Annotated in this window: 12 protein-coding genes; 7 read left to right on the forward strand and 5 right to left on the reverse strand. The window is 71.5% G+C overall.

Annotation, left to right across the window (positions count from 1 at the left end):
• Positions 1–20: 20 nt before the first annotated feature.
• Entirely contained in the window at positions 21–1,685 is a 1,665-nt protein-coding gene (locus IEY89_RS18765) for an FUSC family protein (protein WP_229695306.1), read from the reverse strand.
• Between the two features lie 157 nt (positions 1,686–1,842).
• Between IEY89_RS18765 and IEY89_RS18770 the strand changes: the two genes are divergently transcribed.
• The 4 genes from IEY89_RS18770 to IEY89_RS18785 all read left to right on the forward strand — a co-directional run bounded on the left by IEY89_RS18770 (position 1,843) and on the right by IEY89_RS18785 (position 5,038).
• Positions 1,843–2,403, forward strand: a complete 561-nt coding sequence (locus IEY89_RS18770) for a DUF5134 domain-containing protein (protein ID WP_189148573.1) — start codon at positions 1,843–1,845, stop codon at positions 2,401–2,403.
• Between the two features lie 79 nt (positions 2,404–2,482).
• On the forward strand, positions 2,483–3,418 hold the full coding sequence (locus IEY89_RS18775; protein WP_189148574.1) for a M56 family metallopeptidase: 936 nt from the start codon (positions 2,483–2,485) through the stop codon (positions 3,416–3,418).
• Positions 3,419–3,475: 57 nt separating this feature from the next.
• On the forward strand, positions 3,476–4,165 hold the full coding sequence (locus tag IEY89_RS18780; RefSeq protein ID WP_189148575.1) for a phosphatase PAP2 family protein: 690 nt from the start codon (positions 3,476–3,478) through the stop codon (positions 4,163–4,165).
• 183 nt (positions 4,166–4,348) lie between these two features.
• Positions 4,349–5,038: an HAD family hydrolase gene (locus IEY89_RS18785; RefSeq protein WP_189148576.1), complete on the forward strand. Its 690-nt coding sequence runs from the start codon at positions 4,349–4,351 to the stop codon at positions 5,036–5,038.
• Between the two features lie 263 nt (positions 5,039–5,301).
• Here IEY89_RS18785 and IEY89_RS18790 read toward each other — a convergent pair whose 3' ends face one another.
• The gene (locus IEY89_RS18790; RefSeq protein WP_189148577.1) at positions 5,302–6,804 is read right to left on the reverse strand and encodes an LVIVD repeat-containing protein; all 1,503 of its coding nucleotides are present in this window, start codon (positions 6,802–6,804) and stop codon (positions 5,302–5,304) included.
• A gap of 209 nt (positions 6,805–7,013) precedes the next feature.
• Between IEY89_RS18790 and IEY89_RS18795 the strand changes: the two genes are divergently transcribed.
• Positions 7,014–7,670: a DUF305 domain-containing protein gene (locus IEY89_RS18795; RefSeq protein WP_189148578.1), complete on the forward strand. Its 657-nt coding sequence runs from the start codon at positions 7,014–7,016 to the stop codon at positions 7,668–7,670.
• Between the two features lie 45 nt (positions 7,671–7,715).
• Here IEY89_RS18795 and IEY89_RS18800 read toward each other — a convergent pair whose 3' ends face one another.
• On the reverse strand, positions 7,716–8,189 hold the full coding sequence (locus tag IEY89_RS18800; RefSeq protein ID WP_189148579.1) for a DUF6214 family protein: 474 nt from the start codon (positions 8,187–8,189) through the stop codon (positions 7,716–7,718).
• A gap of 204 nt (positions 8,190–8,393) precedes the next feature.
• Between IEY89_RS18800 and IEY89_RS18805 the strand changes: the two genes are divergently transcribed.
• Positions 8,394–9,746: an FAD-dependent oxidoreductase gene (locus IEY89_RS18805; protein WP_189148580.1), complete on the forward strand. Its 1,353-nt coding sequence runs from the start codon at positions 8,394–8,396 to the stop codon at positions 9,744–9,746.
• 263 nt (positions 9,747–10,009) lie between these two features.
• Positions 10,010–11,413, forward strand: coding sequence for a nucleobase:cation symporter-2 family protein (locus tag IEY89_RS18810; protein ID WP_189148581.1), 1,404 nt, complete (start codon positions 10,010–10,012; stop codon positions 11,411–11,413).
• Here IEY89_RS18810 and IEY89_RS41505 read toward each other — a convergent pair.
• Both IEY89_RS41505 and IEY89_RS18815 read right to left on the reverse strand, forming a co-directional pair.
• Positions 11,410–11,532 (reverse strand): hypothetical protein, encoded by a 123-nt coding sequence (locus tag IEY89_RS41505; RefSeq protein ID WP_268240741.1) that lies wholly within the window; start codon positions 11,530–11,532, stop codon positions 11,410–11,412. The genes IEY89_RS18810 and IEY89_RS41505 overlap by 4 nt on opposite strands.
• A gap of 399 nt (positions 11,533–11,931) precedes the next feature.
• Positions 11,932–13,293, reverse strand: a complete 1,362-nt coding sequence (locus IEY89_RS18815) for an SGNH/GDSL hydrolase family protein (RefSeq protein WP_373287259.1) — start codon at positions 13,291–13,293, stop codon at positions 11,932–11,934.
• Positions 13,294–13,358: the final 65 nt, after the last annotated feature.

A 13,358-nucleotide genomic window follows, 5' to 3' on the forward strand; every position in this document is an offset into this window, starting at 1 on the left:
CGGGGATTCGATGACAGGCCTCAGGGGCGCAGCCCCGGGCCTCGTGCCGTCGCCGCGAGCGTACGGTGTCCGGACCGTTCCGCGAGCACGACCCGCTCCTGGGGGCGGGTGCGCTGCCACCACTCGCCGGCCGCCGTGTCGGCAGTGGTGCGCAGGTCTGCGAGGGCGGCGGCGAGGCCGCGGCGGGCGGATTCCAGGGATCCGGGTACGGGGTGTACGCCCGTCAGAGCGCGTTCGGCGCGGGTGCGGGCGTGTTCGACCGCCGAGAGCGCGTGCTCGACACGGTCGCCCGCTCGGCGGTTGGTGACCGCGACGGCCGCACCGAAGCCGAGCAGCACGCCGACGAACGTGTCGACGATCCGCTCGGTCATCAGGCGGCCGGGTTCCTGGAACCCCGTGAACTCGGTGACGAGCAGCGCCATCGGGGTCACGCAGACGCTGCCGAGCCAGTAGTTGCGGCTGATCAGCGCCTCGGCACCGAAGTTGAGGGCGAGGCAGCACAGGACGAGGGCGACCGGACCGAGGTGCGCCAGCGGTACGAGCGCGGCGAAGAGCAGCACACCGGCGAGGTTGCCGACGGTCCGCTGCACGGCCCGGTTCCAGGTGAGCGTGACGTTGGCCTGGAAGAGGGAGGCCGCTGTGACGAGGGCCCAGTAGGGGCGGCCGACGCCGAGAGCGAGGGAGGCGCAACCGGCGAGGGTGCAGCCGAGGGCGGTACGTGCGGCGAGTGGTGCGAAGGGGCCGAGCCTGGTCCACAACAGCTGGGACGGGGCGGCGAGTTCGGAGTTGGGCGGCATTTCGACGAGGGGAGTGCCGAGCGTCGGGACCTGTCGCCCGTCAAGCAACTCCCGTGCGCAGGAGCGGAGTTCGCGAGGCCGGCTCTCGGCGGGCATGCCAAGCGCGAACTCGGCGTGCACGACCAGTCGTTCGAGGGCGCGCCGGGTCCTGGCGCGAGAGGTGCCCGGGCGCCCGCCGGCCGACGCCAGCGTCTGCCGAGCCCCCTGGACCGCCGCCTCGGCGGCGACCCGCGACCGGACGTACGCATGGCCGCCGTCGCCGGTCCCGCTGCCGTACACCTCGGTGTGAGCGGCGACGGCGGTCAGAGCCTGGGCCGTCACGCGGCGCTCCGGGCCGTGCGGGCGGAGGAGACCGGGCGCCATGCCGACGAGCCAGGCCCAGACGCCCGCCCCGGCGGCCAGCGCCAGATGGCCGGGCACCTGGCCGAGCGTCTGCGGGGCGAACAGCGCGGCGGACGACACGAAGGTGAGCACGACGTTCGCCGGTGGCCCGATGCGCGTGGCGTCGCACAGCGTCTTCTGCGCGGCGGCCAGCAGCGCGCCCACGGCGACCAGGACGACGGCGTTGCCGGTGAGCGAGGCGGCGACGAGGGCTACGGCCAGACCGGCGAGCATGCCGAGGACCACTCCCGCCAGGACGCGGGCCCGGGCGGCGTACGGGCGGTCGTGGGCGTAGAGCGCGCACAGGGCGCCGGCCATCGCGTACATCGCGAGGTCGAGGCGGTCCAGTGCCGCGAGGGTCAGGCAGGGCGGAGCGACGGCGCCGATCACGCTCAGGGCCGGTTTGAACCAGATGTCGGACGGCCGGCCGACGCGCAGCACGCCGGTCAGCGGGAGGCGCCGTACGGGCCGGGAAGCGACGGACTCGGGGCTCACATCAGGACTCACGTTAGAAGATTAGCAGGTGTTTTACTCGTGAAATATATCCCCTCACCTGCGATGCTCCGGCATACGCTCCCCCGCGTACACCCTTGCGCTCGTATGCGCACCGCCCTGCGCGGGCATCCCTTCAGCGGAGGTCTCGGGGGTCGAGGGGGAGGTTCGTGTGCACGGTCCGGCTTCGCCCGGGTGGCTGCTGGTCGCGCTGTGCGCGGCGACAGGGGCGTACTGCCTGCTGCGGATGCGCAGCACCGTCGAGGAACAGCGCCGGGCCGCCGGCGGCGAGGCACTGATGGGCTTCGGCATGGCCGCGATGGCCGTGCCCGCCGCCGTACTCGCCCCGCCGCGCTGGGCCTGGCTGGTGTATGCCGCCGTGTTCGGCGCGGCGGCGCTGCGCGCCCTGTGGGCGGCACGTAACGGGCCGCACCATCTGCACCATCTGATGGGCGCGTTCGCCATGGCCTACATGGCGGCCGTGATGGCCACCGCTCCCGGTCACCACCACGGCTCCGGCGGCTCGGGAGCCCCCCTGCTGACGGCGACCCTGCTCGCCTACTTCACCGGATACGTGCTGCTGTCCGGTGTCCGTCTGATGTCCGCCCCCCTCCTGACCGTCGGTGTTGGGAGCCGGACAGCCTCGCTCGGCTGGGGCGACCGGCCCGAACTGGCGCGCGCCTGCCGACTGTCCATGGGCATCGCGACGGTCGCCATGCTGATCACGCTCTGACTGTACGAAACCGTGGTCTGCGTCACTTTGGCGCGACGGACCGTAGGTCTGAGCACCGCCCCGCTCATAGGCTGCACCCATGATGGTCCCCGCGGCACTGCTGCTGCTCGGCGCGCTGACCGCCGTCGTCGCCCCGCGGCTGCTCGCCCGCGCGGACTGGCCGGACCGTGAACCGGTGGTAGCCCTGTGGGTGTGGCAGTGCGTGGTCGCCGCCGTACTGATGTGCTGCGCGCTGTCGATGACGCTCAGCGCGGCGGCGGCCTGGCAGGCCGTGCGCGGCCATGTGTTCGCCCCGGCGCCGCACGAGGTCGTGGAGGCCTACGTCCTCGGCGCCTCCCGCCCCTGGGCCGCGACGACGGCCGTTGCGCTCGCCTGCGGCGGGCTGTGGACCGCGGCGATGCTTGTCCGTGAGGTCGTACGGGCGCGCAGGCGGCGCAGGCTGCGGCGTACCGAACTCCTGGACCGCGCCCCGCTGTTGCCCGGTGAGGAGCCGGGCCCCGACCGTCTCGTGGTCCTGGAGGGCCGGCGCGCCGACGCCTGGTGGCTGCCCGGCACCACCCCCGGGCTCGTCGTCACCACGGCGGCGCTGCGCCGCCTCAAGGGACGTCAGCTGGACGCCGTACTCGCGCACGAGCAGGGGCACGCGCGGGCCCGCCACGACTGGCTGCTGCACTGCTCGGGCGCGCTGGCCAACGGGTTTCCCCAGGTGCCGGTCTTCGCCTCGTTCCGGGACGAGATGCACCGGCTGGTGGAACTCGCCGCCGACGACATGGCCTCCCGCCGCTTCGGCCGTCTCACGACCGCCCTCGCCCTGGTCGAACTCAACGAGGACCGGGGGGTGTTCGGCCCGGCTCCGACCCCGCAGGCCCACGTCCCGCTGCGCGTCCACCGGTTGCTGACCGCACCGGACCGGCTGACGGCGGGCCGAAGGCTTCGGCTGACGGCGGCTGCGGCCCTCGTGCCGGTGGTTCCGGTGCTGGTGGCGTTCGTACCGGGGCTGCGGGCACTCGGGTAGCGCGCCGCCGTACACCTCGGTTGGCCTCCCGCCCGGCACGTCGGCGAGGATCGCATCATGAGCACCCCCCACCTCGGCCCCCGACTCCGGCGCCCGGTCCCCCACCCGGCCGTCCGCCTCATCGTCCCCCTGGCCCTCGTCTCCGTGCTGCTGCTGGCCCTGGTCGCCATGGACTGGCACCCGCTGATCACCCTTGACGGCGACATCGCGCGCGCCACCCATCGCTGGGCGGTCGACGAACCCGGGCTCACGCACGCGTTCCGGATCCTGACGGACTGGGTGTGGGACCCGCTGACGATGCGCCTGCTGGTCGCGGCCGTGGCGGTGTGGCTGGTGTGGCGGCACTCGGCGTGGTGGCTCGCGCTGTGGCTGGTGGTCGCCTGTGCGCTGGGCACAGTGCTCCAGCAGTGCCTGAAGGCGGCGGTCGGCCGCGCCCGTCCCGTCTGGCCCGACCCCGTGGACTCCGCGCACTACGCGGCCTTCCCCTCGGGCCACGCCATGACCGCCACGGTGGTGAGCGGCCTGCTGCTGTGGCTGCTGCGCCGCTACGGCGCCGGAGCCGTCGCATGGCGTACGGCGGTCACTGTGGCGGTGATCTCGGTCGTGGGCGTCGGCCTGACCCGGATCTGGCTCGGCGTCCACTGGCCGTCGGACGTCCTCGGCGGATGGCTTCTCGGGACCCTCGTGGTGGCGCTGGCAGTTGTGTCGTACGAGCGGTTCGGGTCGTCGGCGCCCGAACGGCGCTGACCTCGCTGTTCACGCCTCCCCTTGCGGACGGTCCCCTTCAGCCCCGATCACCCCTGGCCCATGCGTACGATCCACGACGGCCGCGGGAATCGGCTGCGGCGGGCGCGGCCCTGGCGACGGCGACGAACTGACGTTCATCGCGGCGGCCCCGCGCTGGACGGATCCTTCGGTAGGGTCCGGCGCATGGCTGCCGTGCTGTTCGACTTCTCCGGGACCCTCTTCCGTATCGAGTCCACCGAGTCCTGGCTGCGCGCCGTGCTCACCGAGCGCGGTCTCGCCCTGCCCGAGCCGGAGTTGACGGTGGCGGCGCGGGCGCTGGAGACGGCTGGGGCGCTGCCGGGCGGGGCCTCTCCGGAGCGGTTGCCGCAGGAGTTGGCCGCAGTGTGGGGCGTCCGTGACCAGAGCGCGCAGCTGCACAGGTCCGCGTACACCGGGGTCGCCCGGCAAGTCGCGCTTCCCGACCCGGCGTTGTACGACGCGCTGTACGAGCGGCACATGACGCCGGCCGCGTGGACCCCGTACGCCGACGCCGCCGAGGTGCTGGAAGCGCTGCGGGAGCGCGGGATCTCCGTCGGGGTGGTGAGCAACATCGGCTGGGACCTGCGCCCCGTCTTCCGGGAGCACGGGCTCGACCCGTACGTCGACGCCTATGTCCTGTCGTACGAGCACGGCATCCAGAAGCCTGACCCGCGCCTGTTCAAGGTGGCCTGCGACGCGCTCGGCGTCGTCCCGCACGACGTCCTCATGGTCGGCGACGACCGGCGCGCGGACGGGGGCGCCGCGGCACTGGGGTGCGCGGTGCACTTCGTGGACCATCTGCCGGTGTCGCAGCGGCCGGACGGACTGCGGCCGATGCTGAACCTGATCGGCTGAAACCGCGCTCCGAGACGGGCACGCCGGTCTGAGGTGATCCCCCGCGTCACCCCAGACAGGCGGCCGTCCGAAACCGCCCGCACAGGGCGGCTCCGGCTGCGTCGACCCTCGCCAACTGACAAAATGTCAACGCAGAAGTAACAGCATGTCCCCACGCGGCGCCTCGGTCAATGAGGAATCACGGCGGCGTTCCCGGGACATGGGCGTCCCGCCGGGCACCGGGGTGCCCGACGGGACGCGCGAGAGGGATCCGTCGGCGACCGTCAGTCGAAGTAGTCCGGCTGCGTCTGGACGTTCAGCTCGCGCACGCGGACCTTCTTGGCCGGATCCGTCCGCCGGTCGTCGAGCTTCAGGACGTCGAAGCCCTTGGCGATGTCGTTCGAGTAGATGTAGCCGTTGTAGTAGTACGCCGACCAGGAGCCGGAGGTCGTGACGCGGTCGGTGGTCACCGGGCCGCGCTCGAAGTAGGCGATCTCCTTGGGCTTCGTGGAGTTGGTGAAGTCCCAGACGGAGACACCGCCCTGGTACCAGGCCTGGACCATGATGTCCTTGCCCTTGACCGGGATCAGCGAGCTGTTGTGGGCCACGCAGACCTCGGTGTCCGCCTGGTAGCGGGAAATCTTGAAGTAGCTCTTGAAGACGAGCTTGCGCTTGTCGCCTTTGCCGACGATGTCGTAGATACCGTTGGCCCCGCGGTTCGGCCCGATCTCCGCGTTGCAGGTGGCCGCGCCGCCGCCGCCCAACTCGTCGGTGAAGACGACCTTGTTGGTCTTCTGGTTGAAGGTCGCCGAGTGCCAGAACGCGAAGTTGACGTTGTCCTGGACCCGATCGATGACCTTCGGGCGCTCCGGGTCCTTGATGGAGAACAGGATTCCGTCGCCCATGCAGGCGCCCGCCGCGAGGTCCTTGGAGGGCAGCACGGTGATGTCGTGGCAGCCGGTGGTCTTGGAGACGCCCGGGTTGGTGGGCGAGCCGGGGTTGCCGCCACCGTCGGGGCCCTCACCGGGGAACAGCACGGGGAAGCCGACAACCGCCGCCTTCGCCGGAGCTTTTCGCGGCACCTTGATGATCGAGATGCCGTCGTGCGGCGGCCGGCAGTCGGGGAACGCGGCGCTCGGCGAGTACGAGGAGACGTAGACGTAGACGTTCTTGCGTTCGGGCACCAGCGTGTGGGTGTGCGAGCCGCAGGCAGTCTCCACGGCGGCGACGTACTTCGGGTTCGCCTTGTCCGTGATGTCGAAGATCTTCATGCCCTCCCACGACGACTTCTCGGTCGCGGGCTGCGAGACGCTGTTGCAACTGCTGTCGCTGCGCGAGGAGTCGGTGGACAGGAAGAGCAGGTTCCCGGAGACGGAGATGTCGTTCTGGCCGCCGGGGCACAGCACCTGGGAGACGGTCCTGGGGGCCTTCGGGTTACTGATGTCGAAGACGCTGAAGCCGTCGTAGTTGCCGGAGAAGGCGTACTTCCCCTGGAAGACGAGGTCCGTGTTGGTGCCGGACAGCGCGCCCTTGGGGACGTTGCTGAGGTGCGTGATGTTGTCCGAGTGGACGATCTCGTCGACCCCGGGTATCTCGCCCTGGGCCAGGGCTTCCTTGACCTGGGTCTGCACGCTCTTGGAGATCTTCTCCGGCACCGCCGGGCCGTCCCCCGGGTCGGGGGTCGCGACTGCGGGGCCTGCGGTCAGCAGCGCGGCCAGGAGTCCGGCCGCTACGGCCACAACTCCGAGGCGTCTGTGCCGCGTTCGGGGATCATTTGACAGGGTCACTGCATCCTCCCTGATAGCCGTTCGGGTCAGAACGGTTCACGGTCCTCCGAAGTATCGTCGTCATCATGTACCGATCAACAGTAGGCAAGGCAGTCGTAACGAAAGTTTCCGATCACCGACGTATGGAAGCGTGCTAGGACGGACAGCACTCACGAGGTGCGCCCGTACCCGCGAGGTGTCCGTCAACCCATCTGACACTGGAGGTCGTTGTGCCCGTCCGCCGCGCGTCCCGCACCCTCCGCCCGGTCCTGGCCGTGCTCGCGCTCACCCTCGCGCTCGGCGCCTGCGACTCAAAGCCGTCCGCCGATGCGGACGCCAAGTCCGGGAAGCCGACCGGGCCTTCGGTGATCGCGCCCGGCCTGCCCGGCGAGGCGGCCCAGACGCTCTCCCCCGAGGAGGCGAAGGCGCAACTGCCGGACGACTCGCCCAACTCGGCGGACATCTCGTACGCCCGCAGGATGATCGAGCACCACGCGCAGGCGCTCGAGATCACCGAACTCGTCCCGAAGCGCGCCGAGTCGACAGCCGTGAAGCTGCTGGCCGAGCGCATCGCCGCCGCGCAGGGTCCCGAAATCGCCGCGATGCAGGGCTGGTTGAAGGACAACGGCAGTGATGACAGGGCCAGTGGGCACGCCCACGAGGCGATGCCCGGCATGGCGACCGAGGCTCAGCTCGCCACGTTGCGCGCGGCGAAGGGGAAGGCCTTCGACGAACTGTTCCTGACGCTGATGATCACGCATCACGAGGGGGCCGTCACCATGGCCACCGAGGTGAAGGGGCAGGGCAACAACGTCCGGGTCGAGGAGATGGCCGACGACGTGATCGCACAGCAGACCACCGAGATCAACCGAATGCGCGGAATGTAGTCGGCGCACGCCGACTGGGGCAGCACATCTCCCGGAAACCCCTGCTCAGCGCCGGGCATGACGAGGCGTCAGGAACCCCGCGTCACGGGCCTGCGAGATCAGCCTGAGGGATCGGCGTCGGCTGTGGCCGGTCGCGCACATCACGGCGAGAACGGGGTCGGCGCCCTCTTCCTGGGCCGCCCGGTACTCCTCCGCGACCAGCCACCGCCCCTCGATGCCGCGCGGCCAGGCGGGCCGGGCGCGACGAGGCCGCAGGCCTCCTTCGGACTGCCCGGTCGCCGTGGGCCCGTCGCCGCACGCCTCGAAGAGCGGCCCCTCGATCCAGTCCGCGAGCGCCGCCAGATCGTCCAGCGACAGCGCGGGCTGCGCCCGTACGTCCTCGATGGAGACGTCCGCGTCACGGACCACGGCGAGTACGTCGACGTGGGCGCCGTCGGCGAAGGCGAGCCGGACGTCGAACCATGCGGTCGTCGCCGAGCCCTCGTGCTCCTGCACTTCCCAGGCGGGCCGTACCGACACCACGCCCTCCGTCGGGCAGCGACCGGAAAGATGAAGAAAGGATGTTTCCATCACATACGGAACGTAACCGCATCATCACATTCCATACGAACGGACACGCGCGCCCTTCCTGTCCCGCACCCTGTCAGCGCAGCTCCGGGAGTGCGATCCTGAAGGTGTCAGCAACAGGGAGTTCCGCAGCGTCCCGCAGTGAGGGGTTCCGCCGTGTTGCGTGTCGCCGTCGTGGGTTCGGGTCCGAGCGGGGTCTACACCGCGCAGAGCCTGGTCCAGCAGGATCCGGAGGTACTGGTCGACGTCCTCGACCGGCTGCCGGCGCCGTACGGACTGGTGAGGTACGGCGTCGCGCCGGACCACGAGAAGATCAAGTCGCTGCAGAACAACCTGCGCACGGTCCTGGAGCACGACCGGGTGCGTTTCCTGGGCGGTGTCCGGATCGGCTGCGGCCCCGGCGAGCTGCCGGGGGCCCGACTGCGGGAGCTGTACCACGCGGTCGTGTACTGCGTGGGCGCCGCCACCGACCGCCACCTGGGGATTCCCGGTGAGGAACTGCCGGGCAGCTGGTCGGCGACACAGTTCGTGTCCTGGTACAGCGCCCACCCGGACGCCGGCGACGACGGATTCGTCCGCGAAGTGCGCTCGGCGGTGGTCATCGGCGTCGGGAACGTGGCGGTGGACGTGGCCCGGATGCTGGCACGCGGCCCTGCCGAGCTGAGCCCCACCGACATACCGCAGGCCGCGCTCACCTCCCTGGCCGCGAGCCGGGTGACCGACATCCACATGGTGGGCCGGCGCGGCCCCTCGCAGGCCCGCTTCACCACCAAGGAGCTGCGCGAGCTGGGCTCTTTGCCGGACACCCACGTCGTCGTGGACGAGGCCGAGTTGGCGCTCGATCCGGCGTACGCCGACCCGTCGGCCCTGCCCGCCGTGCAGCGCCGCAACGTGGAGGCACTGCGCGGCTGGGCGGCCGTGCCACCCGCGGGCGCGGCCCGCCGTATCCGGCTGCGCTTCTTCCGCCGTCCGGTGGAGCTGCTCGCCGTCGGGGGCCGGGTGGGTGCGGTGCGTTTCGAGCGGACGGTGCCGGACGGGAGGGGCGGTGTGGCGGGGACAGGGCAGTACGAGGACATCGAGGCGCAGCTCGTGCTCCGCTCGGTCGGCTATCGCGGGGTCCCGCTCGACGGGCTGCCGTTCGACGCGTCACACGGCACCGTGCCGCATCTCGCGGGCCGCGTCCTGCGCGACGGCAACCCCTCCCCCGGCGAGTACGTGGCCGGCTGGATCAAGCGCGGCCCGACCGGCGTCATCGGCACCAACCGGCCCTGCGCCAAGGAGACGGCGACCTCCCTGCTCGCGGACGCCGCCGTGCTCGTACGCCAGGACAGGTCACAGGACCCGCTGACCACCCTGCGCGCGGAGGGATTCCGGCCGGTGGGGTGGGCGGGCTGGCAGGCCATCGAACGGGCCGAGGCGGAACTGGGCGCCACGCTGGGGCGGAGCGTCGTCAAGCTGCCCGACTGGGACTCACTCATGGCAGCGGCGCAGGCGGAGGACGCCCTTTAGGGTCGCGGGGCCTCATCGCATCGCGGCTCCCCCGCAGGGCACGACCAGTCCCAACGGGACCGCACGGCCTGCACCGGCCTGCACCGGCCCGCAGAGAGCACACCGCCCTGTCCGGCGGGGTCAAGGGCACGTCGGTGGGCATGACACACATCGGCAACAGGCCAGACATCAACAAACTGTTCAATCCCCTTACGGCCTCCCCTGTCCGGCCGCTCCCCCACCGCCTCGGAACACCCGCTCACCCCGCCGCCCCTGGAGTACGCATGGCCCCCACCGCACCCCCGCCCGTGCATCCCGTCGACGAGGTCCCACCCGTACGCCAGCTGGCCGCCTTCGGTCTGCAGCACGTGCTCGCGATGTACGCGGGGGCTGTGGCCGTGCCCCTGATCGTCGGTGGCGCGATGAAGCTGTCGCCCGCCGATCTGGCGTATCTCGTCACGGCGGACCTGCTGGTGTGCGGGATCGCGACGCTCATCCAGTGCGTGGGTTTCTGGCGCTTCGGCGTCCGACTGCCGATCATGCAGGGGTGCACCTTCGCGGCCGTGTCGCCGATGGTTCTCATCGGCACGACGGGCGGCGGGCTCCCCGCGATCTACGGCTCGGTGATCGTCGCCGGACTCGCGATCGTGCTGCTCGCGCCGGTCTTCGGGCGGTTGCTGCGGTTCTTCCCGCCGCTGGTGACCGGCACGGTGATCCTGGTCATCGGCCTCTCGCTACTGCCGGTGGCGGGCAACTGGGCGGCCGGCGGAGTGGGTTCGGCGGAGTTCGGTGAGCCGAAGAACCTGGCGCTGGCCGCCTTCGTCCTGGCCGTGGTCCTCGGTGTGCAGCGGTTCGCGCCCGTGTTCCTGAGCCGGATCGCGGTGTTGATCGGCATCGTGGTGGGGCTGGCCGTGGCGATTCCCTTCGGCTTCACGGACTTCGACGGGGTCGGGGACGCCGCCTGGGCCGGCATCAGCACGCCGTTCCACTTCGGGGCGCCCGCCTTCGAGGTCTCGGCGATCATCTCCATGCTGGTGGTGGCGCTGGTGACGATGACCGAGACGACCGGTGACCTGATCGCGGTCGGCGAGATGACCGGCCGGAAGGTCGAGCCGCGCTCCCTCGCCGACGGGCTGCGCGCCGACGGCTTCTCCACCGTCCTCGGCGGCGTCTTCAACACCTTCCCGTACACGGCCTACGCCCAGAACGTCGGCCTCGTCGGGATGACCCGGGTGCGCAGCCGCTGGGTCGTGGCGACCGCCGGCGGCATCCTCGTACTGCTCGGTCTGCTGCCCAAGCTGGGCGCGGTGGTCGCGGCCGTACCGGCGCCGGTGCTGGGCGGCGCGGGCCTGGTGATGTTCGGAACGGTCGCCGCGAGCGGGCTGCGCACGCTGGCCCGGGTCGAGTTCGGGGACAACCACAACCTGACGGTCGTGGCGGTCTCGGTGGCCGTGGGCATGCTGCCGGTCGGCGTGCCCACGGTGTACGCGAAGTTCCCGGACTGGTTCCAGACGGTGATGAACAGCGGCATCAGCGCGGGCTGCCTGACGGCGATCGTCCTGAACCTCCTCTTCAACCACCTTGCGGGGAAGGGCGGTTCAGCCGACGACGACTCGGCCATGGCGGTCGGCCAGGGGGTCGGCGGCGGACAGGAGTCCGTCGGGAAGTCCCGGGAAGAGGTCGTCTAGTCGTCCCGGCGCAGGCCGTTCAGACAGGGGAGCTCGTCGCGGGTGGCGGAGAGCTCCCGCACGACCTGGAGCCGCATCGGGTCGTCACGGCTGCCGGTACCGGGAGCTGCGGTGCTCACGGCGGCTCAGCTTCGCCTTGGAAGGTCGTCGGGCGGGACGATGACGACGTATGCCTGCCGCACTCCCGGCATCACCGGACACAGGCGCAGCGCCGACTCCGGGCGCCGCCCGTCCCGGTGCCGTACTACGGTCGCGACTGCTGTGCCGGACCTGCGTAGCGCCCGCCAGGCCGGTTGCGAGCCGTCGGCCCATCGGATCCGCCGCCGGGGGGTGGGTGGCCTCGACGGCGGCGTACCCGGTGGGCCGGCGGGAGCCCTCGTTCCAGCCCGTGAGAATGCCGCGCGCATCGATCACCGCCACCAGGGCGTCATCAGCCGGGACCACCTGCTCTCCCGCACGCGGCCCGTTCACCCGTACGCCCAGGAACGAGAGCGCTGGTGGCTGCCATCGCCCCGGGATCAGCCCTTCCTGAACCAGGACGCGGGAACGGCGGCGGCCAGCGTCCGGTATCCCTCGGGGTTCAGATGCAGCCAGTCCCCGTCGTGGAGGTCCGGGCGCAGCCGGCCCGGGTCGGCCGGATCGCGGACCGCCCGGTCGAAGTCGACGACGGCGTCGAAGGCGCCCGAGGTGCGGATCCAGGCGTTCACGGCCTGTCGGGTCGTCTCGCGCAGGCCCGCGGGATCGTCGTACGGCGTGTTGCCGCGGAAGGGCGTCAGAGTGGCGCCGTAGACGCGGATGCCCTGGGCATGCGCGCGGACGACGATCTGCCGGTAGGCGGCGATGAGGTCGTCGGTGACGCGCTGCTGGGCGGCCGGGGTGGTCTCGGCGGTGCCGATGTCGTTGACGCCCTCGAAGACGATCAGCCAGGAGACCCCGCTGTGCGCCAGGACGTCCCGGTCGAGCCGGGCGAGGGCGTTGGGGCCGAGGCCGTCGTTGAGGACCCGGTTGCCGCCCGCGGCCTGGTTGAGCACGGCGATGCGGTTGCCGCCCGGAAGGCCTCTGAGCCGGTCCAGGAGCTGGTCGGGCCAGCGGTTGTTGCCGTTGGTCGTGGAGCCCCTGCCGTCGGACAGCGAGTCGCCCAGCACGGCGACGGCACGCGTGTCCCGCCCGGAGAGCACCTCCACGTCGCTGAACAGGTACCAGTGGTTGACCGGGGTGGCCCCGGCCAGGTCCTGCTCGCCCGTGCCGTCTCCGGTGCGCAGATACGAGGTGGTGCGCGAGCCCGGGTGCGAGGTGAGCGCGAGCGAGGCCTGGCCGTCGGCGAGGTACGTCGTCACGGTCAGGTTCGTCGCGGGGCGCAGCCCGAAGTCCAGCGGGTCGGAGACGACCTGGGCGCCTGCGGGGACGGTGGTGGCCCGGCGTCCGGCGAACGTCACCTCGCGCAGGGTGCCGGGTTCGACGGCGCTCACCCCGGCCCGGCCGTCCTGGGGAAGGGCGACCGTCACGGCGGTCAAGGGCAGCGGAGTGGTACCGAAGGCGTTGGAGAAGCGCAGCCTGATGCGCTCGCCGCCGGTGGAGACACGGACGGTCTGACGCAGGGTGGTGTCGACGAGGACGGCACGCTCCCCCGTGAAGGGTGCGGGCGGCATGTTGCCGGGTTCGGTGAGCTGAGGCATCGACGTCCAGGTGTTGACCCAGTGCGGCGCGGACCGGCCCGGGTCGGCGACCGTCGGCTGCGGGCTCCTGACCAGGGCCACCACGGCGGAGGACGCCACAGCGAGGGCCAGTACGAACACGCAGGTGGCGACCAGGTGGGCGAGCGCTGTTCTGGCGGACGGCCGCTGGGGCCGGGACGACTGCGTACGGCGGAGCGACTTCACGGGCCGGGTGCCTCCCTCTGTCCGGATCCGGGCGTCTTCTCCGGATCCGCCGGGCGTCTGCTTCA

Origin of the sequence: Streptomyces lacrimifluminis (assembly GCF_014646095.1) — a bacterium.
GTDB classification, from domain to species: Bacteria; Actinomycetota; Actinomycetes; order Streptomycetales; family Streptomycetaceae; genus Streptomyces; species Streptomyces lacrimifluminis.

Bases quoted from the DNA above. Each gene is read 5' to 3' on its own strand.
- IEY89_RS18775 (WP_189148574.1), top strand. From the start codon at position 2,483: ATGATGGTCCCCGCGGCACTGCTGCTGCTCGGCGCGCTGACCGCCGTC.
- IEY89_RS18780 (WP_189148575.1), top strand. From the start codon at position 3,476: ATGAGCACCCCCCACCTCGGCCCCCGACTCCGGCGCCCGGTCCCCCAC.
- IEY89_RS18785 (WP_189148576.1), top strand. From the start codon at position 4,349: ATGGCTGCCGTGCTGTTCGACTTCTCCGGGACCCTCTTCCGTATCGAG.
- IEY89_RS18810 (WP_189148581.1), top strand. From the start codon at position 10,010: ATGGCCCCCACCGCACCCCCGCCCGTGCATCCCGTCGACGAGGTCCCA.